The sequence below is a fragment of the Eubacterium barkeri genome, from assembly GCF_900107125.1.
In the GTDB taxonomy this organism is placed as follows: Bacteria; Bacillota; Clostridia; order Eubacteriales; family Eubacteriaceae; genus Eubacterium_O; species Eubacterium_O barkeri.
Map to the genome: position 1 here is coordinate 167,629 of NZ_FNOU01000002.1, position 19,595 is coordinate 187,223.

Consider the following 19,595-nt stretch of genomic DNA (forward strand, 5'->3'; position numbering starts at 1 on the left):
GGGGGACACCACCACGGGTGTCGTTCTTTGTGAGCCCTTGTTGCATTTTAAGGAGGATTTTATGATTGACGTGAATGGCATCCCCCGGGAGGGCTGTGAGGGCCTTTCCCTGGTGGCGCTGCTAACTAAACTCGGCTATGCTGAAGGACGGATTGCAGTGGAATTAAACGGCCAGATCATCCCCAGACGAAAATACCCGGAGCAGCGGGTTTCGGAGGGGGACCATCTGGAAGTGGTGACCTTTGTGGGGGGTGGCTGAGATGGGCATTCCCATGAAACAGGAAATGGATGAGGTGTTGGCGGCCCGGCACGGAAGGGCCGTCCAGGAGAAGCTGGCCCGAGGCCGGGTGGCCATCGCCGGTCTGGGGGGCCTGGGCTCCACCATTGCCATTGCCCTGGCCCGGGCCGGTGTGGGGCATCTCCACCTCATGGATTTTGACCGGGTGGATTTAACTAACTTAAACCGCCAGCAGTACGGCATCGCCGATTTAGGGCTTCTAAAAACCGAGGCCCTCAGGGCCCATATACAGGCCATCAACCCCTACCTCCACATCAAAAGTCACAGCCTGCGCATTACCGATGAGGCCATCCCCGAACTCTTTGCTGAGGATGAAATCATCTGCGAGGCCTTTGACCGCCCCGAGGAAAAAGCCATGCTGGTGAACGGTCTCTTTGATTATTATCCCGAAAAATGGCTGGTGGGGGCATCGGGGATGGCGGGATATGGCAGCAGCAACGCCATTGTCACAAGGCAGGTTGCCAGTCACTATTATCTCTGTGGCGATGGTCACACTGATCTTGGGACCCCCGGTGGCCTCATGGCCCCCCGGGTGGGGATCTGTGCCGCCCATCAGGCCAATATGGTCATTCGGTTATTACTGGATGAACCCAGCGTTTATTAAAAGAAAGAGGACAACAATGCACACGAATAATGATGATGTACTCATGCTCGGCGGGGAAACCTTCGACTCCCGCTTTATTTTAGGCTCCGGGAAATTTTCCCTGGACTTAATCCAGGCCGCTACCCAGAGGGGTGGGGTCCAGATGGTCACCCTGGCCCTCAGACGGGCTAACCAAGGGGGACTGGCCAACATCCTGGACTACATCCCCCAGGGGATCACTCTGCTGCCCAACACCTCCGGTGCCCGAAACGCCGAGGAGGCCATTCGCATTGCCAGGCTTTGCCGGGAGCTTGGCTGTGGGGATTTTGTGAAGCTGGAAATTATCCGGGACAGCCGGTACCTGCTGCCGGACAATGCGGCCACCGTCACAGCCACCGCCGCCTTATCCCAGGAAGGGTTTAAGGTCATGCCCTACATGTACCCGGATTTGAACACCGCCCGGGATTTAGCCGCCGCAGGGGCCGTGGCCATCATGCCCCTGGGGGCACCCATCGGTTCCAACCAGGGCCTCCTCACCAAGGCCTTCATCCAGATTCTGGTGGATGAAATGGATTTACCGGTGATCGTGGATGCCGGCATTGGCCGCCCCTCTCAGGCCTGTGAAGCCATGGAAATGGGCTGTGCTGCGGTGATGGCCAACACCGCCATCGCCACCGCCGGGGATATTCCCCAGATGGCCGCTGCCTTTAAAGGGGCCATTCAGGCTGGTCGGGCTGCTTTCTTATCCCGACCCGGCCGGGTGAAAACCCATGGGGGGGAAGCATCCTCACCCCTCACCGGCTTTTTAGGGGAAAGCTTGGAGGGGTAAAATGGAAAAGATTAATATCAGCATTGTGGATAATCAGGCAAAACGCTTCCACGACCAGGTCAAAACGGATCACATGGCCTACCTGGAGGGCATGGAGGCCATTGACTCCACTATTATGGATGCAGTCATTGCGGCCATGGAGGGCTATGATTACGATGCCTATACCCGGGGCGATGTCCTCCGGGCCATTGGCCATACCCGGCGAAGCCTGGAGGATTTTAAGGCCCTTCTGTCTCCGGCAGCGGCCCCCCTTCTGGAGGAAATGGCACAGGCTGCCCAAAGGGAAACCAGGCGCTACTTTGGAAATTCGGTCAATCTTTTCACCCCCCTTTACATCGCTAATTATTGTGAAAATTATTGCATCTATTGCGGGTTTAACTGCCATAACGCCATTACCCGGGCATGCCTGAGTGCGGATCAGATCCGGACTGAGATGGCGGCCATTGCCCAGACGGGCCTCCAGGAGATTCTGCTTCTCACCGGGGAGAGTCGGAAGAAATCCGATGTCCACTATATCGGAGAGGCTTGTAAAATCGCCCGGGAGTATTTTAAGGTGGTGGGCCTGGAGGTATACCCTATGAATTCTGAGGAATACGCCTACCTCCACACCTGCGGGGCGGATTATGTGACGGTTTTCCAGGAAACCTACAATTCGGATAAATATGAGACTTTGCACCTGGCGGGGCATAAGCGGATTTTCCCCTATCGCTTCAATGCCCAGGAGCGGGCCCTCATGGGGGGCATCCGGGGTGTGGGCTTCGCCGCCTTGCTGGGGCTGGATGATTTTCGGAAGGATGCGCTGGCTACGGGGTACCATGCTGCCCTTATCCAACGCAAGTATCCCCAGGCAGAGATTGCCATTTCCTGCCCCCGGCTCCGACCAATTATTAACAACGATCAGATCAATCCTATGGATGTCCACCAGCGGGAGCTGGTTCAGGTCATGACGGCCTACCGATTGTTTTTGCCCTTTGCCAGTATGACGATCTCCACCCGGGAAAGTGCGGATTTCAGGGATCATATCATTGGTGTGGGGGCGACGAAGATCTCTGCCGGGGTTTCGGTGGGCATCGGCGCCCACCAGGAAGAGGACTTCGAGCCGGGGGATGCGCAATTTGAAATTTCTGATGGGCGGTCGGTGGATGAGGTGTACCAGGCGATCCTGAACCAGAATCTCCAGCCCGTCATGAGTGATTATGTTTATGTCTAGGTGTGTAGCCATCACCAATCGCCATCTGGTGACGGGTCCTCTCAGGGACCAGATTGGCCTATTGGTCGCCGGGGGCATCCGCCCCATTGTGCTCCGGGAGAAGGATCTGCCCCAGGGGGAATACGCAGCCCTGGCGAGGGCTGTGATCTCCCTGGTGAAGACCCCTGGTGACTGTATCCTCCACCACCATATCGATGTAGCCCGGGATCTGCACCATCCGGCCATCCACCTGCCCTTGCCGGACCTGCGGTGCATCCGGGGGGACTGGCTGGATTTTGAGATTCGGGGGGCCTCGGTCCACTCGGTTTCGGAAGCCCTGGAGGCCCAGGCCCTGGGGGCCACCTATTTGATGGCCAGCCCCATCTTTAAGACGGCGTGTAAACCCGGGGTGTCCCCCAAGGGCCCTGGCTTTATCCGGGAGCTGGTCTGGCTGACGGGCCTGCCCATCTACGCCCTGGGGGGCATTGATCCCCACAATGCCCAGGAGGTTCTGGAGGCTGGGGCCGCAGGGGTCTGCCTGATGTCTGCTGCTATGGGGGCAGATGAGGATGGGGTGCGGCGGTTGGGACAGATTATCCGCTAGAGGTTGTGGCGAACCAACCTCCCCGTTTCCCCGCACTGTCCATAGAACAAAGACCTTTGTGTTTTTTAATAGACAAAACCGTCAATGTATGGTAAACTGGTACCAATTTACAGGGGGAGGTTTTTTTTATGTCATTTTCATCCATCATCGCATCTGTCAATGATTTCGTCTGGGGCCCCATCATGCTGGCCCTTTTGGTGGGGACGGGCGTGTTCCTGACCATTCGTTTGAAATTCTTACCCTGGCGAAATCTGGGGTATGCTCTGAAATCCGTTTTCGCTAAACAGGATAAAGCCGCAGAGGCCAGGGATCAGGGGGATATTTCGCCCTTTCAATCCCTGATGACGGCCCTGGCAGCCACCATTGGTACCGGGAATATCGTCGGGGTGGCCACCGCTATGGTCCTCGGGGGTCCCGGGGCCCTTGTCTGGATGTGGATTTCCGCGCTCTTTGGCCTGTCTACCAAATACGGCGAGAGCGTTTTAGCCGTTAAGTATCGGGAAACCAACGAAAAAGGTGAGATGTGCGGCGGCCCTATGTACGCCCTTAAGAATGGTTTTAAAAACAAAACCATCGGGAAAATACTGGCCTTCCTCTTTTCCCTCTTTGCGGTCATTGCCTCCTTTGGCATTGGCAACATGACCCAGGCCAATTCCATTTCCGGTGCCATGAACAGCACCTTTGGCGTGCCAACCTGGGTGACGGGGATCGTCATCACCGTATTGGCCATCGTTGTTCTCCTGGGCGGGATTAAAAGCATCGGGAAGGTGTGTGCCACCCTGGTTCCTTTCATGGCTGTTTTCTATTTCCTTGGCGGCATCATCGTCATTGCCATCAATTTCCAGAATGTCCCCGATGGCTTAGCACAAATCTTCTCCATGGCCTTCTCGGCCCAAGCCATGGCCGGTGGAGTAGGGGGAACGGTTATTGCCAGCGCCCTGCGTTATGGAGTTGCCCGGGGGGTCTTTTCCAATGAAGCCGGCCTGGGATCGGCGCCTATTGCCGCCGCCGCCGCCAAAACCGACCATCCCTCCCGACAAGGCTACATCAACATGACTGGGACCTTCTTCGATACCATCATTGTCTGTAGCGTGACGGGTTTGGTTATTGCCTCCTCCGGGGCCTTGGGAACCACCGATGCCAGCGGGGCAGTGCTAACCGGGGTGAACCTGACCATTGCCGCCTTCTCCAGCGGGCTTGGCGTAGCCGGTTCCTGGCTGGTGACCATCGGCATCGCCCTCTTTGCCTTTTCCACTATTTTGGGCTGGGAGTACTATGGCGAAAAATCCCTGGAATACCTGGTAAACCATCAGGTCGTCACGAAGATCTACCGATTTGTCTTTGCCCTCATTGCCTTTGTGGGGGCGACCATGACCCTTCAGACCGTCTGGGATTTCTCGGATACCATGAACGGCTTAATGGCCATTCCGAATCTGATCTGCCTCCTGGTTTTAAACAAGGTCATCGCAGAAGAGTGCTTCGATTATCAGAAGAATGTCTTGTTAAAATAGGGGTACCTTAAATTAATTTGCAAAAGGCCTTGCAGTTTTGAGAAACTTGTGCTAACATAAACAAGTTGTAAGCCGCTCACTAAGGGTTATAAGTCCGAAGGGCACCCGACGTGGCGAGACTGGTATGAGGAGGTGTCGAAAATGTACGCAATTATTAAAACTGGTGGCAAGCAATATCGTGTTGCCCAGGATGATGTCATCGAAATCGAAAAAGTCAAAGGCGCGGATACTGAAGTGGTATTCGATCAGGTTTTGGCCATTAAAACGGACGATGGTTTAACCCTTGGTGAACCCATTGTAGCCGGTGCGACCGTCAAGGCTGAAGTCTTAGAAGTTGCAAAAGCCGACAAGGTCATCGTGTATAAGTATAAGTCCAAAAAGGACTACCGACGTAAACAAGGCCATAGACAGCCGTTTATGAAAGTTAAAATTACTTCAATTAATGCATAATGATTAAGGTAACGTTCCGAAAAGATGCTGATGACAGCATTCGAAAAGTGATAGTCGAAGGTCATGCCAGTTATGGCGATGATGGTGACGATATCGTCTGTTCCGGTATTTCCATCCTGACGATTTCCATCCTTAATGGACTGGAGGAAATCGTAGGGATTGAAGGCATCCTCCGGGAGGTCAAGGCAGGGTATACCGCCTTCTGGCTCCCTCGGGTGGAGGACTTCGTCAAAAACGTCCAGATGACGGCTTTGATGGATACCTTTGAACTGGGTGTCCGGGCCACAGAAAGCGCCTATGGCGACTATATCACGGTAAAAGATGAAATTGGAGGTGAACTCGATGATTAAAATGGACCTGCAATTATTTGCCCATAAGAAAGGGGTAGGTAGTTCTCGAAATGGTCGTGACTCCGAATCCAAGAGATTGGGTGTCAAACGTGCGGATGGTCAGTTTGTTTTAGCCGGAAATATTCTGGTAAGACAAAGAGGTACAAAGATTCATCCTGGCGTGAATGTCGGTCGTGGTGGTGATGATACCCTCTTTGCGATGTGTGACGGCGTGGTCGCTTTTGAACGCAAAGGCCGGGATCATAAACAATGTAGTGTTTATCCCCGTCAAACCGTATAGTAAATCAGACCATAAAGCCCCTTATTCGCTTTCTTGAATAAGGGGCTTTTTTTAGAAATACAATAGGAGGTATGGGATGTTTATTGATTGTGCCCAAGTCTATGTGACGGCTGGAAACGGCGGTCACGGCGGGATGAGTTTTCGTCGGGAAAAATATGTCCCCAATGGCGGACCCGACGGAGGTAATGGCGGAAGGGGTGGCAATGTCGTGTTTATGGCAGATGCCGGCCTTCGAACCCTGCTTCCCTTTAAATATAAGAAAAAATACAAAGCCGATAGTGGTAAAAATGGGACCGGTGGACGCTCCAGCGGTAAATCCGGTGAGGATTTAATCATCAAGGTTCCCCTGGGGACGGTCATTAAGGACAAAGAAACCGGAAACATCCTCTTTGATTTAAACGAGGACGGGGAATCGGCCATCGTCGCCCGGGGTGGACGGGGTGGACTGGGGAACATGAACTTTTCAAGTGCCACCCGCCAGGCCCCACGCTTTGCCCAGGGGGGCGTCCGGGGAGAAGAACGGACCCTGATGCTGGAATTAAAGCTCATTGCCGATGTGGGGCTGGTAGGTTTTCCCAACGTGGGGAAATCCACCTTCTTATCCAGCGTCACCGCCGCCAGACCGAAGATTGCCAACTATCATTTTACCACCTTATCCCCGAACTTAGGGGTGGTCCAGTGGAAAAACAGCGAGCCCTTCGTCATCTCCGATATTCCGGGGATTATTGAAGGCGCCCATCAGGGGGTGGGGCTGGGCATCCAGTTCCTGCGCCATGTGGAGCGGAACCGGCTGCTGCTGCACATCATCGATATTTCCGGTTCTGAGGGCCGGGACCCGTTAAAGGATTTCCAGGATATCCAGTCGGAGATGCGCCACTACAACCCCCGATTTTCCGAGCGTAAGCAGATCATCGCCCTCAATAAGATCGATTTGCTGCCGGATCCTGGGGAGCGGGCCCGGATTCAATCCGAATTTGAGGCTGAGGGCTACGAGGTCTTTTTGATTTCTGCCGCCACTGGGGAAGGCATTGATGCCCTCCTGGACCGAATGATTACCCTTCTGGCCGAAATTGGTGAGGTGGAACCCATCTTCGACGTGGAAACCGATTTGGACGTCATTTATCGGCCCACCATGGATGAGGATACCTTTACCATTACCCGGGATGAAGGGGTCTATGTCGTCCAGGGGGATTTCCTGGAACGGCTCATTAATTCCGTCAATTTCGACGACCTGGACTCCGTGGGGTATTTCCAGAAAATACTCACGGATAAGGGCGTCTTTAAGGAACTGGAAGCCATGGGGATTCAGGATGAGGACCTGGTCCGCCTGGATACCGTTGAATTTGAATATTATCAATAAGAAACACAGAAAGAGAGATTATGCTAACCAGTAAACAAATCAGTTATCTACGAAAGCTTTCGGTGAATGAACCGGATATCGTCTTCGTGGGAAAGGATGGCCTCACCGAAGAGGTCATCACCCAGGCCCGGGAGGCCATCGCCGCCCGGGAGCTTATTAAGGGCAAGGTCCAGAAGAATTCCATGGAAGAGCCCAGCGCCGTGGCCCAGGCTTTATCCGAAGCCATCAAGTGTGATGTGGTCTGTACCATGGGCAGTAAATTTGTGCTGTACAAGCACCACAATCTTAAGCCCAAAATTGAGCTGCCCAAAAAGTCAGATAGAAAGAAAAAATAACAGGACGGGGAATAAGATGGAGAAAATCGGGCTTTTGGGTGGGAGCTTCAACCCCATTCATACAGGGCATCTGCTCTTGGCAGAATCTGCCCGATGGGAATATCAGCTTGATAAGGTGCTTTTCATTCCCACCGGAAACAACCCCTTTAAGCGCAGCAATCAGGAAATCAGCCGCCAGGCCCGAATGGACATGGTGGCTCTTGCCATTGCCAGCAATCCTTATTTTGAGGTATCGGATATCGAGATAAACCGTGAGGGGAAAAGCTACACCATCGACACCATTAACGCCCTTGAGGCCATTTATGGGAATGTGGAATTTTACTTCATCACCGGGGCGGATATCATGTTTGAAATCACCAGGTGGCGGGAAGCGGAAGCCCTTTTGCGCCGGGTGACCTTTGTGACCAGCTGCCGGCCGGGGTACTCCCATAAAAAGCTTGATCGCCGGATTGCCCAGCTGACGGCCGATTATAACACACGGATTCTGAAGCTGCTTTCCTCGGAGATGGATATCGCATCCTCTAATATCCGCTGCCGGATCAAAAAAGGGCAGTCCATCAAATATTTGATTCCCGAGGCGGTGGAGCATTATATTATAAACCACCGCTTGTACCAGGAGGAGGTCCCCATTGACTGAAAAGCAAATGAAAAAAAAGCTGAAGGGGGAGCTGAAGCCTAAGCGCTATGAGCATACCTTAAACGTGGTTAAAAGTGCCGAGCTGCTGGCCGCCCGGTATCCCTGTGATTTAGACCAGGCACGATTAGCCGCCTTGCTCCACGATTGCGCAAAAAATTATTCAGGGGAAAAGCTCCTTTCAGTGGCGGCGGCGGCCCATATGGAAGTGGACGCAATCACAAGGATGGAACCCCAGCTGCTCCACGGTCCCGTTGGGGCGGTGGTGGCCCAACGGGACTACGGCATCACCGAGACCGCTGTGCTGTCTGCCATCCATTATCACACCACCGGACGGGTGGGGATGTCAACCCTGGAAAAAATCATCTACCTGGCGGATTTCATTGAAGAGGACCGGAATTATCCCGGGGTGGAGAAGCTGCGGGTCTGTGCCATGGAGGACCTGGATCGCGCCATGATCCTTGCTTTTTCCAATACCATTCGCTACATTGCTTCCATTGGTGGACTGATTCATCCCAGTACGGTGGATGCCCGAAACAGCCTGGTTTTAGAACAGATGCAAGAAGAAATTGAATAAAGTGGAGGACAAAATGGAACCAAAAGAACTCGTTTCATCCATCAAGGAATGGATGGACGCTAAAAACGCAACGGATATTGAAATCATCGATATCCAGGGAATATCCTCATTGGCCGATTATTTTATTATCGCCAGTGGGAATTCAGAACGGCAGGTCCAGGCCATTGCTGATAATGTGGCCTTTGAAGCTAAAAAATGTGGTCTAACCCCTAAGAATATTGAAGGGGAACGGGAAGCCCGCTGGATCTTAATGGATTATTACGACGTCATCGTCCATATTTTCCATGCCAGGGAACGGGAGTTCTACGACTTGGAACGCCTTTGGAAGGATGGAATCCGGCCAAATCAGAAAACGGATTAAGGAGGGTGCCCTTTGAAAATCGGAATTGTCGGTTTACCAAATGTGGGAAAATCCACAATCTTTAATGCCTTGACCAAGGCCGGTGCGGAATCGGCCAATTATCCTTTTTGCACCATCGATCCCAATATCGGCATCGTTACCGTGCCGGACACCCGACTGGATGTCCTGGGTCAAATGTACACCACCAAAAAAGTGGTGCCCACTACCATCGAATTTGTGGATATCGCCGGGCTGGTCAAGGGGGCCAGCAAGGGAGAGGGCCTGGGAAATAAGTTCCTGGCCAATATCCGGGAGGTGGACGCCATCGCCCATGTGGTCCGGTGCTTCTCGGATGATAATGTGGTTCATGTCAGTGGGAAAATCGATCCCCTGGATGATCTGGAAATCATCAATATGGAACTCATTTTTGCAGATCTGGAAATGGTGGAACGCCGAGTTGAAAAAACCCGAAAAGCAGCCAAGGCCAATAAGGAAGAACGGGCAAACCTGGAAGTGCTCCTGACCCTGCAGCAGACCCTGGAGGCGGGGCAGATGCCAAGGAAGGATGCCTTTACCAAGGATGGCTGGGCCTTTATTTCGAGCCTGCAACTTATTTGCACCAAGCCTACCTTGTACATTGCCAACGTGGCTGAGGATGAAATCGCCGAGGATAACCCGGCAGTAGTGGCCCTGAAGACGGCGGTGGCCCCTGCTGAGGTCATTAAGATTTCCGCTAAAATCGAAGAAGAAATCGCTACCCTGGATGAAGAAGAAAAGTCCCTTTTCTTAGAAGAGCTGGGACTGCCTTCCTCGGGCCTGGATTTGGTGATTCACGCCTCCTACAGGCTCCTTGGCCTGATTTCCTTCCTGACAGCTGGACCAGACGAATGCCGGGCCTGGACGGTGAAGGTGGGGACCAAAGCCCCCCAGGCGGCTGGAAAGATTCACACCGATATCGAACGGGGATTCATCCGCGCCGAAATCACCACCTACGACCAGCTCATCGCTGCTGGCTCCGACGTCAAAGCCAAGGAACAAGGGGTCACCCGGATTGAGGGCAAGGACTACGTCATGCAAGATGGCGACGTCACCTTCTTCCGGTTTAACGTCTAAGGAGGGCTACCCCCACCGCTCAACCGCCCCGTAAGGGGCTTTTTTAAAGGAGGAAAATCCATGACATCTGTTACCCTGGTGGGCATCAACGCCAAATATATCCACTCGAATTTAGCCATTCGATGTCTGCGCCAGGCTGTCGTCCCTCGCCCTGTAGGACTGGTGGAGCTTACCATTAACGACACCATCACCCACTGTGTGGACCGTCTCTTATCCCAGGGGCCCATGGTTTATGGGTTCTCCTGTTATATCTGGAATATCCGGTACGTTTTAGAGCTGGCAGAAATCCTGAAAGTCGGCAATCCCCAGTGCCAGATCATCCTCGGGGGACCGGAAGTCTCCTACGATGCCGGCCAAATCCTTGGGGCACATCCCTTTATCGACGCCATCGTCTGTGGGGAAGGGGAGGAGGCCTTCGCCCAAATCATCCAGGCCATTGATGTGGGTATCGATTATAAAAAAATGGCCATCCCCGGCCTGGTGATGGAAAACAGCCCCCATTCCGGGACCCTGGAAAGCCTTCTGGATCTGGAGGCTGTCCCCTTTGCCTACACCCCTGGGGATCTGGACGCCCTTAAAGGACGGATCATCTATTATGAAACCATGCGAGGATGCCCCTTCCGCTGCGCCTATTGTTTGTCTTCCACCCTCTCCGGGGTTCGTACCCAATCCCTGGAGCGGGTATTCAAGGAGCTGGCCTTCTTTATTAAACACCAGGTGCACCAGGTCAAATTTGTGGATCGAACCTTCAATGTCAACCCCTCCCGGGCCAACCAAATTTTAGCCTTTCTGGCGGAACAGCCAGGGGACACCAACTTTCATTTTGAAATTGCCGCAGATTTAATGGATGAAGCGATGTTCCAGACCATTGCATCCGCCCCGGTCGGTCGGTTCCAGTTTGAAATCGGCGTCCAAAGCACCCATGATCCAGCCCTGAAGGCCATCACCCGGAAAACAGACCTCTCCCAGGTCAAGACCAATATCCGCAGGCTGGTCGCCCTGGGGAACTGCCATATCCATGCAGACCTCATTGCAGGATTACCCCATGAGGATTATCACACCTTTGGCCGCTCCTTCGATGCCGTCATTGCCCTAAGGCCCCAGATGCTCCAGGTTGGCTTTTTAAAGCTCCTGAAAGGGACCCGGCTCCGGGAGACTGCCGGAGAATTTGGCTGTCGCTATGGCAGCTTTCCACCCTACGAGGTGATTTCAACCCAGGCACTCTCCGCCATGGAACTTCAGGAGTTACGGCACATCGAAGCGATGGTCGATCGGTACTATAATTCCGGTCGGTTCATCCATACCCTGGGGTATGTGCTGGGGTCTTCGCCCTTTGCCTTTTTTGAGGCACTCGCCCGGTACTGGTACACCGCCGGATACGACCGTGGTGCCCAGTCCAGGGATCAACTATACGTCATTCTCTTTGAGTACTTAAAGGAGAAGGGGGCCGAGGCTTTGGCCTTTGAGCTGCTAGACCTGGATGCGCGGTTACAGGGTATCCGAAAACTGCCCCATGGGCTGCTTAAAGGCCAGGTGGATTCCCAACAATCCTTTGACATTCTAAAGGACGAGGATTTTGTCGAGGCCTTTCTTCCGGAGTTGGAGGCCTACACACCCAAAAATCGGCATAAGCAGGTGCTGTTTATGCCGGCAAGTCCAGATTTAAGGGGATACTTCGATCAGGAAGGGGAGATCGTGGTCATCTACAAGGACCGGTTTACCCTGGTTTAAGGGAAGGGCAGGCACAAGGAGACCGTGGTGCCCTGGCCCAGGGTGCTTTCAATGCGGAGGGTCCCGTGGTGAAGCGCCAGGATATTATCAATAATCGAGAGCCCTAAACCGCTGCCGCCGGTCATCCGGGAACGGTCACTATCCACCCGGAAAAAGCGCTTTCGGAGGTTTGGAATGGCCTCTGGGGGGATGCCGATGCCCGTATCGGAAATTTTAATGATACATTCCTCTGGGGTGGTGGTGCAGGAGAGGGTAATGATCCCACCAACTGGGGTGTACTTTACGCTGTTGTCGATGACACCCCGGATGGCCTGAATCATGAGCCCCTTATTACAACGCAACTTGCAGGGAGCAATGTCGCCTAAACGGATCTCGTGGTCGGCATCAATCATTTGCCACTCCTCGATTTGCTTCATCAAAAGAGAGGACATATCCAGGCATTCGAATCCCTCGCAGTAATAGCGGTTTTCCAGGCGGCTCAGGGTGAGGAGATCCTCCACTAAAACCTTCATGCCTGTGACTTCACTGCTAATGGAATGAATGGCTTCGGCGGTTACCTCGGGATCATCCTGCCCCCAGGTCTTCAAAATATCCGTATAGCCCTGGATAACGGTGAGGGGTACCCGCAGCTCGTGGGACGCGTCGGAAACAAAGCGTTTCTGCATTTCGAAGGCGCTCTCGAGCTGGCTGATCATCTGATTCAGGGAGATGATCATTTGGTCCAGCTCATCCCTATTCCCCGTCTCCTTGATCCGGATATTCAAATTATTCTCTGTAATCTTCTTCGCCGTATCGGCAATGTCAATGAGGGGCTTGAGGGAACGCTTCGTCCCGTAAATTCCCAGAAGAATAATTCCCCCCACAGAGACGCACATCAAAATCACCTGGATAACGTACAATATGGTCATAAACATCATGCTGTCGTCCAGATTTTTAACCACCTGGATATAAATGGTATAGTCATCCGACACCGTATAGGAGGAGCCCAGATAGTAGTACTCGGACCCATCCAGAGAAAAGGAGTCCACCTTGACATCCTCAGGAAGATCCACGGCATTGGTTACCTTGAGCTTAAAAAGATCGATATTGAAGCGGCGGATATTATCCTCAGAAAAAACAGAATCAAAGGCATCGGTGGAGGCGTATAATTGCCCATTGCTGTCCATGAGCTGATAGGCCATCAGGCCATTATCCTTCATATAGGGGTACACCTTTTGGGCCACAAAATCAAGACGCTTCTCCTCGGATAATCCCATGAGCTCCTGCTTATTCTCATCAATTACATTGATGATATAATTACTGAACTTAATAAGGTTGGCCCTGTTTTCATTAAAAATAATTTGTTGGGAAAAATAAAAAACCAATAAATAGGAAATGACCAGCAAAACCGTAAAGGCAATGGTAAAGGTCAGAGCAATACGGGTGTACAGCTTCATGGGCTGCTTTTCTTTTTTTTTATTTAATGACATAGCCGCGTCCCCGAACGGTTTGAATGAGCTTTCTCTCAAAGGGTTTATCAATTTTATCCCTTAAATATTTGATGTAGACATCGATGATATTCTCATTTCCGTCATAATCATAGCCCCAGACATGATTAAGGATTTGCTCCCGGGTCTGGACAAGGTGGTGATTTAGCATCAAATAATAGAGTAAATCAAACTCTGTCCGGGAGAGGTGGATCTCCAAATCCGAGCGACGGACCGTAAAATCCGTCAAATCCATGGTGAGATCGACATAGGTCAAGGAATCTTCCTTAGAGCCGTCTGCCTTTTTCCGAATATTTGCATTAATTCGTGCCAATAATTCCTCGAAATCAAAGGGTTTTTTGATATAATCATTGGCACCATTATTTAACCCCCGAACCACATCCTCAGTGGCATCCTTGGCCGTCAGAAAAATAATGGGTTGGGTCGGTTCTTTTTTTCGAATGGCCAAAAGCACCTCAAAGCCATCTTTAATGGGTAGCATGACATCCAGAAGGACTAAGTCAATGGCCTCGGAATGGGCATAAAAAACCTGCTGCGCTTCCAGGCCATCATAGGCCTTTAGGGTGTTAAATCCGGCGTGATGGAGTTGAAGCTCGATAATACGGGATATCTGGCGATCATCCTCCACGATGAGAATTGTTTTCATAGGGACTCCAATTTTAGTGAATTTGTGGTATAATTATATAAGAAGCAAGCGGGTTTATCAACACGAGAGGTTGGCAGGATTTATACAGACTTAAGAAAGAATCGATATACTCAGGTCTGAAATTGTATCATACGAACGAAAGAGGAGAATGCCAAAATGCGTATATTATTTATCGAAGACGAAGTTAAAATTACGGACGCACTTCAAGAACTCTGTAAAATACAAAATATAGATTGCGATGTCGCCAACGATGGAGAGGAAGGTCTTCTCTTCGCATTGAATCCAATTTATGATGTGATTGTCCTGGATATTATGCTGCCTTTAAAAAGCGGCCTGGAAATCCTAAAAGAAATACGGGACCGCGAAATCACCACACCCGTGCTGATGCTCACAGCGAAGGGCACCGTGGACGATAAGGTCAAAGGTCTTGACCTGGGGGCGGATGATTACCTCATCAAACCCTTTTCCGCCAAGGAACTATTTGCAAGGATTCGGGCGCTGAGCCGTCGTCCGGATAATGAAATCAAAGGGGAAACCATTGATTTCGAAGATGTCAGCTTCAACACCCAAAAGAATACTTTGGCCACTAAAGATGAAGAATTTAAGCTTTCGGTCAAAGAAGCGAAGATTTTAGAAATGCTTTTAAAACGCCCCAATCAGGTCTTTACCCGGGAACAGATTTTAGACCGGGTATGGGGATTTGACAAAGAAGTGAATGAAAACAATATCGAAATCTATGTGCATAATTTAAGAAAAAAATTGAAAGAGACTGATGTGAAAATCGATACGATCCGAGGGGTTGGTTACACATTAGGCAAACGTTAGAATGTTCAAAGAGATCAAACGTCAAATTACATTATTTAATACGTTGATCCTCATTGCATTTCTCTTCATCTTTATTTTTCTTCTTGGGTTTCTCGTCCAATGGAGCCTTGGGCTTTCTGGAGAAGTATACATCCAGAAAATTGCAGAGGAAATTGAAAACAGGGAACAAAATGGTGCCATTAAGGAAGAATCCTCAGCCAGTACTGCGGTTCATGAAAAACTAGGCTATGACTATATTATCTGGGATTCGGAGCATAATGTATCGGATATGAAGGTTGAAAATAACAGTCTGATTATGCATGGCTATGAAATGGACTTGGATGCAGGCAACAACGGGGAATTTCGTATTTTTGATGTGGATACCGATCAATACCGTGTCTATAGCTCAATTTACAACAAGGAGGGGAAGGACTACACGGTTCAGGTTTTTCAGATCATCAACACTGAGCAATCGGTAATCCGGTATATTATTTCCTTCCTGCTTTTTATTGGCTGTGGCAGTATTCTGGTTTTGATTCCCATTAGCTATTTTTTGGCAGGAAAATCCCTGCAGCCCATCAAAGAAACCTTTGAAAATCAAAAAAAATTCATCGCAGATGCCTCTCATGAATTGCGGACACCTCTAACGGTGATCCAAACCAATGTTGAGGTCCTTAAGATGAAGGAAGATGAAATCCTTAACGAGAATATCCGCTGGCTCAATAATATTAGCCTTGAAACAGAGACTATGGCTAAATTAATTTCAGAATTACTCCTCATTGCCCAGGCGGACAATAAAAAAATCGCCATGAAAAAAGAGGTCTTTGATCTGAGCGCTCTGTGTGCTGAAATTCAAGATTTAATGTACGATGTTGCCGCCGATCACCAAATCCACCTCAAGGGAAACCTTCAGGAGGGAATTTGTTATAAGGGCGATGAAGAACGGCTAAAGCAGGCCATTCGGATTCTGGTGGATAATGCCATTAAATATACGCCGGGGGAAGGGTCTGTGACCATTGGCCTATCTGAAGGGGTACGTAATGTCAGTATTTCCGTACACGACACGGGAGTTGGCTTATCGGAGGAAGATCAAAAGAAAATTTTCAGTCGCTTTTATCGGGTCGATAATGCTCGCCACCGGGAATCCGGCGGTGTTGGCTTGGGCCTTAACATTGCGGCGGTCATCGTCAAGCAGCACAATGGTAAGATTAAAATTGACTCCACCATCGATGTTGGAAGCACTTTTACCATCGTACTTCCAAAAGTTTCCCTGAAATAGTGTAAATTAATGTAAAAGATGAATTCCTGATGAAATTCATCTTTTTTTTTACATGAAAATCGTTTATAATAGATAAACAGAAAGAGGCGAGGAGAGATTATGATTAACATTGTTTTATTCCAACCAGAAATTCCGCAAAACACGGGTAATATCGCAAGAACCTGTGCATTGACAGAAACAAAACTCCATTTAATTAAACCCCTGGGTTTTTCCATTTCGGACAAAGCCGTCAAACGTGCCGGCCTTGACTATTGGGACCTCGTGGACTTGGCCGTGTATGACAATTTTGAGGATTTCATTAGGACCAACAGCCAGGCTGAACTGTATCTCATGACGACCCATGGGGATAAGCACTATGCAGACATTGACTATCCGGACAATGCCTTCATTATGTTTGGCCGAGAGACCGCCGGTTTACCCGAATCCATCCATAGCCGTTACCCCAAACATCGTTTCAGAATTCCCATGAAAAACCACCCCCATGCACGCTCCCTTAACCTGGCAAATTCCGTAAACATCGTCTTGTATGAGGCTCTAAGGCAGCATCATTATTATGATCTGGTATAGGGCATTGAACCGTTTACTGAAAAACTTAAGCAGTGTGTAAATAAATGAAAAAGAATGATGAATACCTTTAAACTTATGTTATAATGGCATTGTAAACAAATCCATGACGCTAAACGCATCGGAGGTTTTAATGAAAGGCCAAATCGGCGTTTTTATAAAAAAACATGCAAATTTCATCTTTTTCATCGTCCTCATCACCATTACGGTCGCAGTTATTGCTGCCCAGGTCGATGGAAAGGAATTTGTCAGTACACTCATGCAGACCAATGGCTGGTTTTTGGCCGTTGGACTGTGCTGTGTCGGCATCTATTGGGTACTTGAAGCCTATATGCTCCTTAAGATGATGCGCCGGAAGTTTCCGGAAGAAGGTTTTCGCTTTGCCATGGTCGTCACCATTATCGGGCAATATTATAATCTCGTGACCCCCGGGGCATCCGGCGGGCAGCCCCTCCAGTTATTTGAAATGAGTCGCAGGGGATATCCCATAGGTACCGGGACCGCCATTCTGGTCCAAAAGTATGCCTTGTATCAAATTACGGTAACCCTGTTAGCACTTTTGGCCCTGATCATTAACTTTGGGACAGTGACAACCAGCCTGGTGGCGGCAAAGTGGTTTATCACCATTGGGCTTGTGGTTAATGTTGCAGGGGTTGTCCTGGTGTTAATCCTGGCCTTCAGCCCTAAAACTGCCCGGGGAATCATGACCGGCGGCGTTAATTTTCTTTTGTTTTGCCGGATTTTAAAGGACAAAGAGAAATATTATGGGAAAATTGATCATTTTGTTGCAGAATATAGTCAAGCCATCGACGATATACGAATTTATAAATGGGAATCCTTAAAATTATTGGGTGTCTCCGTCCTTCAAATCCTGATTTTTTACAGCATTAATTATTGGGTCTATCGTGCCCTGGGTCTTCATGATTCCTCGGCCTTTGCCGTCATTACTATGCAGGCCATTCTTTATGTTGCCATGGCCTTCGTCCCCACCCCCGGGGCAGCAGGTGGTGCCGAAGCGGGATTCGCCCTTATTTTTGGGCCCATTTACGGAAGCGTCTACACCTCGGTGGCCCTCATTCTGTGGCGAATCATCACCTTTTACTTCATCATTGCCTTTGGTGGAATTTTCTTATCCCTGCGGGCAATACTGCTTGAGCGCTTCCCCTTGAAAAAAATCAGTGAGGGTTCACTAAAGGAGAAAGAAAAAATTGATGAAAGAAATTACAGTCAGTCAAATCACTAATACCGTTGCCCGACTTTGCATCGAGGCCAACACCCATCTCACCGAAGATGTCCTCAAAGGCATTGGGGCCGCTGACGCATCTGAAGTCTCACCCAATGGCCGAATGATTCTCAAAACCATCCGGGCCAACTTAAAATTAGCGGATACCGAAGCCCTGCCCATTTGTCAGGATACGGGTATGGCGGTGGTCTTCATCACCCTGGGTCAGGATGTCCACATTGTAGGGGGGACCTTGTCCGATGCCATTCATGCCGGAGTCCGAAAGGGGTACACCGAGGGCTACCTGAGGAAATCTGTTGTGGCAGACCCCCTGGACCGCAGGAATACGGAGGACAATACCCCCGCGGTTATTCACTACAACATCATTCCCGGAGATGCCCTCACTATCAAGGTGATGCCAAAGGGCTTTGGGTCTGAAAATACAAGTGCCATTAAAATGCTCAAGCCATCGGATGGCAAAAAAGGGGTGATGGATTTCGTTTTGGAGGTCATCGAAAAAGGGGCCCCCAATGCCTGTGCCCCCATCATCGTTGGTGTGGGCATCGGCGGAACCTTTGAAAAAGCAGCCCTTATGGCCAAGGAAGCCCTCTCCCGGCCCCTGGAGGCGCACCATCCCGATCCAGAATACGCCGGGATGGAGGAACAGCTTTTAATGGCGGCGAATCAAACCGGCATTGGGCCAATGGGCCTCGGGGGCTTGTCCACGGTATTGGGTGTTGCCATCAATACCTATCCGACGCACATTGCAGGGTTACCTGTTGCGGTCAATATCTGTTGTTATGTCAACCGCCATGCTGAGGCAGAATTGTGAGGGATGACGATGATTAAAGCCATAAAAGCACCACTGACCCCCAGTATGGCCAAATCCCTGGTTGCCGGGGACCATGTCCGTATTTCGGGGACCATTTACACCGCCCGGGATGCAGCCCATCAGCGGATGGTCGATGAATTAGAAAAAAAAGGGACCCTGCCCTTTGAGATCACCAATGAAATTATTTTTTATATGGGACCCTGCCCCGCTAAGCCCGGAAAGATCATCGGACCTGCAGGTCCGACAACCAGCCACCGGATGGACGCTTATACACCGCGGCTCTTGGAGGAAGGACTCCTGGGGATGATTGGTAAGGGGAACCGCTCCAAGGAAGTGATGGCATCCATTGTTCAAAAGGGAGCTGTGTATTTTGGCTGTGTGGGAGGGACCGGTGCTCTGTGTGCCCAGGCTGTCAAGTCTGTTGAAATCATAGCCTATGAGGATTTAGGTACAGAAGCCATCCGGCGGCTGGTGGTTGAGGATTTTCCGGCTATTGTTGTCATTGATAGCCAGGGGCAGAACCTTTATGAAACAGAACAATTAAAATATAGAAATTATTCTTTTAAATAGGAGGAAG

The 19,595-nt window shown here is 50.5% G+C and carries 24 protein-coding genes; 22 read left to right on the forward strand and 2 right to left on the reverse strand.

The genetic code is table 11. The annotated features are described in order from the left end of the window. Window positions 1-61 precede the first annotated feature (61 nt). The 16 genes from thiS (at window position 62) to BLU30_RS02160 (ending at window position 12,184) form a co-directional block, all read left to right on the forward strand. On the forward strand, window positions 62-259 hold the full coding sequence (gene thiS / locus BLU30_RS02085; protein ID WP_090242968.1) for a sulfur carrier protein ThiS: 198 nt from the start codon (window positions 62-64) through the stop codon (window positions 257-259). 13 nt (window positions 260-272) lie between these two features. Next, window positions 273-902 (forward strand): sulfur carrier protein ThiS adenylyltransferase ThiF, encoded by a 630-nt coding sequence (gene thiF, locus BLU30_RS02090; RefSeq protein ID WP_242873481.1) that lies wholly within the window; start codon window positions 273-275, stop codon window positions 900-902. 16 nt (window positions 903-918) lie between these two features. Beyond that, the gene (locus tag BLU30_RS02095; RefSeq protein ID WP_090242972.1) at window positions 919-1,710 is read left to right on the forward strand and encodes a thiazole synthase; all 792 of its coding nucleotides are present in this window, start codon (window positions 919-921) and stop codon (window positions 1,708-1,710) included. Window positions 1,711-1,783: 73 nt separating this feature from the next. Then, window positions 1,784-2,920 (forward strand): 2-iminoacetate synthase ThiH, encoded by a 1,137-nt coding sequence (gene thiH, locus BLU30_RS02100; RefSeq protein WP_340148117.1) that lies wholly within the window; start codon window positions 1,784-1,786, stop codon window positions 2,918-2,920. Continuing rightward, window positions 2,913-3,503, forward strand: a complete 591-nt coding sequence (locus BLU30_RS02105; RefSeq protein ID WP_176770797.1) for a thiamine phosphate synthase — start codon at window positions 2,913-2,915, stop codon at window positions 3,501-3,503. The genes thiH and BLU30_RS02105 overlap by 8 nt, the downstream gene beginning before the upstream one ends. A gap of 128 nt (window positions 3,504-3,631) precedes the next feature. Then, on the forward strand, window positions 3,632-5,014 hold the full coding sequence (locus BLU30_RS02110; RefSeq protein ID WP_176770798.1) for an alanine/glycine:cation symporter family protein: 1,383 nt from the start codon (window positions 3,632-3,634) through the stop codon (window positions 5,012-5,014). Window positions 5,015-5,155: 141 nt separating this feature from the next. Continuing rightward, window positions 5,156-5,464, forward strand: coding sequence for a 50S ribosomal protein L21 (gene rplU / locus BLU30_RS02115; RefSeq protein WP_090242978.1), 309 nt, complete (start codon window positions 5,156-5,158; stop codon window positions 5,462-5,464). Next, window positions 5,464-5,814: a ribosomal-processing cysteine protease Prp gene (locus BLU30_RS02120; RefSeq protein WP_090242980.1), complete on the forward strand. Its 351-nt coding sequence runs from the start codon at window positions 5,464-5,466 to the stop codon at window positions 5,812-5,814. The genes rplU and BLU30_RS02120 overlap by 1 nt, the downstream gene beginning before the upstream one ends. Next, window positions 5,807-6,094, forward strand: a complete 288-nt coding sequence (rpmA, locus tag BLU30_RS02125; protein ID WP_090242982.1) for a 50S ribosomal protein L27 — start codon at window positions 5,807-5,809, stop codon at window positions 6,092-6,094. The genes BLU30_RS02120 and rpmA overlap by 8 nt, the downstream gene beginning before the upstream one ends. 76 nt (window positions 6,095-6,170) lie before the next feature. Beyond that, the gene (gene obgE, locus BLU30_RS02130) at window positions 6,171-7,454 is read left to right on the forward strand and encodes a GTPase ObgE (RefSeq protein ID WP_090242984.1); all 1,284 of its coding nucleotides are present in this window, start codon (window positions 6,171-6,173) and stop codon (window positions 7,452-7,454) included. A gap of 20 nt (window positions 7,455-7,474) precedes the next feature. Continuing rightward, on the forward strand, window positions 7,475-7,789 hold the full coding sequence (locus tag BLU30_RS02135; protein ID WP_090242986.1) for a YhbY family RNA-binding protein: 315 nt from the start codon (window positions 7,475-7,477) through the stop codon (window positions 7,787-7,789). 16 nt (window positions 7,790-7,805) lie between these two features. After that, entirely contained in the window at window positions 7,806-8,426 is a 621-nt protein-coding gene (gene nadD / locus BLU30_RS02140) for a nicotinate-nucleotide adenylyltransferase (protein WP_090242988.1), read from the forward strand. Continuing rightward, window positions 8,419-9,000: a bis(5'-nucleosyl)-tetraphosphatase (symmetrical) YqeK gene (gene yqeK, locus BLU30_RS02145; RefSeq protein ID WP_090242990.1), complete on the forward strand. Its 582-nt coding sequence runs from the start codon at window positions 8,419-8,421 to the stop codon at window positions 8,998-9,000. Before nadD ends, yqeK begins: the two co-directional genes overlap by 8 nt. A 13-nt stretch (window positions 9,001-9,013) precedes the next feature. Then, window positions 9,014-9,361 carry a ribosome silencing factor gene (gene rsfS / locus BLU30_RS02150; protein ID WP_090242992.1) on the forward strand — a complete coding sequence of 116 codons (348 nt, stop codon included), beginning with the start codon at window positions 9,014-9,016 and terminating at the stop codon, window positions 9,359-9,361. Window positions 9,362-9,373: 12 nt separating this feature from the next. Beyond that, window positions 9,374-10,453, forward strand: coding sequence for a redox-regulated ATPase YchF (gene ychF, locus BLU30_RS02155; RefSeq protein ID WP_090242994.1), 1,080 nt, complete (start codon window positions 9,374-9,376; stop codon window positions 10,451-10,453). Between the two features lie 60 nt (window positions 10,454-10,513). Then, entirely contained in the window at window positions 10,514-12,184 is a 1,671-nt protein-coding gene (locus tag BLU30_RS02160) for a B12-binding domain-containing radical SAM protein (protein ID WP_090242997.1), read from the forward strand. Here BLU30_RS02160 and BLU30_RS02165 read toward each other — a convergent pair. Then, window positions 12,181-13,653 carry a HAMP domain-containing sensor histidine kinase gene (locus tag BLU30_RS02165; protein WP_090242999.1) on the reverse strand — a complete coding sequence of 491 codons (1,473 nt, stop codon included), beginning with the start codon at window positions 13,651-13,653 and terminating at the stop codon, window positions 12,181-12,183. The two genes, BLU30_RS02160 and BLU30_RS02165, sit on opposite strands and share 4 nt — an antisense overlap. Then, window positions 13,640-14,317 carry a response regulator transcription factor gene (locus BLU30_RS02170; protein WP_090243001.1) on the reverse strand — a complete coding sequence of 226 codons (678 nt, stop codon included), beginning with the start codon at window positions 14,315-14,317 and terminating at the stop codon, window positions 13,640-13,642. The genes BLU30_RS02165 and BLU30_RS02170 overlap by 14 nt, the downstream gene beginning before the upstream one ends. A 156-nt stretch (window positions 14,318-14,473) precedes the next feature. On the opposite strand from BLU30_RS02170, the gene BLU30_RS02175 reads away from it, so the two are divergent. The 6 genes from BLU30_RS02175 (at window position 14,474) to BLU30_RS02200 (ending at window position 19,588) form a co-directional block, all read left to right on the forward strand. After that, window positions 14,474-15,142: a response regulator transcription factor gene (locus tag BLU30_RS02175; protein ID WP_090243003.1), complete on the forward strand. Its 669-nt coding sequence runs from the start codon at window positions 14,474-14,476 to the stop codon at window positions 15,140-15,142. Window position 15,143: 1 nt separating this feature from the next. Next, window positions 15,144-16,400 (forward strand): sensor histidine kinase, encoded by a 1,257-nt coding sequence (locus BLU30_RS02180; protein WP_090243006.1) that lies wholly within the window; start codon window positions 15,144-15,146, stop codon window positions 16,398-16,400. Between the two features lie 99 nt (window positions 16,401-16,499). Continuing rightward, window positions 16,500-16,967, forward strand: a complete 468-nt coding sequence (gene trmL, locus BLU30_RS02185; RefSeq protein ID WP_207647982.1) for a tRNA (uridine(34)/cytosine(34)/5-carboxymethylaminomethyluridine(34)-2'-O)-methyltransferase TrmL — start codon at window positions 16,500-16,502, stop codon at window positions 16,965-16,967. 130 nt (window positions 16,968-17,097) lie between these two features. Then, the gene (locus tag BLU30_RS02190) at window positions 17,098-18,207 is read left to right on the forward strand and encodes a lysylphosphatidylglycerol synthase transmembrane domain-containing protein (protein WP_090243010.1); all 1,110 of its coding nucleotides are present in this window, start codon (window positions 17,098-17,100) and stop codon (window positions 18,205-18,207) included. After that, window positions 18,176-19,018: a fumarate hydratase gene (locus tag BLU30_RS02195; protein ID WP_090243011.1), complete on the forward strand. Its 843-nt coding sequence runs from the start codon at window positions 18,176-18,178 to the stop codon at window positions 19,016-19,018. Before BLU30_RS02190 ends, BLU30_RS02195 begins: the two co-directional genes overlap by 32 nt. 9 nt (window positions 19,019-19,027) lie before the next feature. After that, on the forward strand, window positions 19,028-19,588 hold the full coding sequence (locus BLU30_RS02200) for a Fe-S-containing hydro-lyase (RefSeq protein ID WP_422717888.1): 561 nt from the start codon (window positions 19,028-19,030) through the stop codon (window positions 19,586-19,588). Window positions 19,589-19,595: the final 7 nt, after the last annotated feature.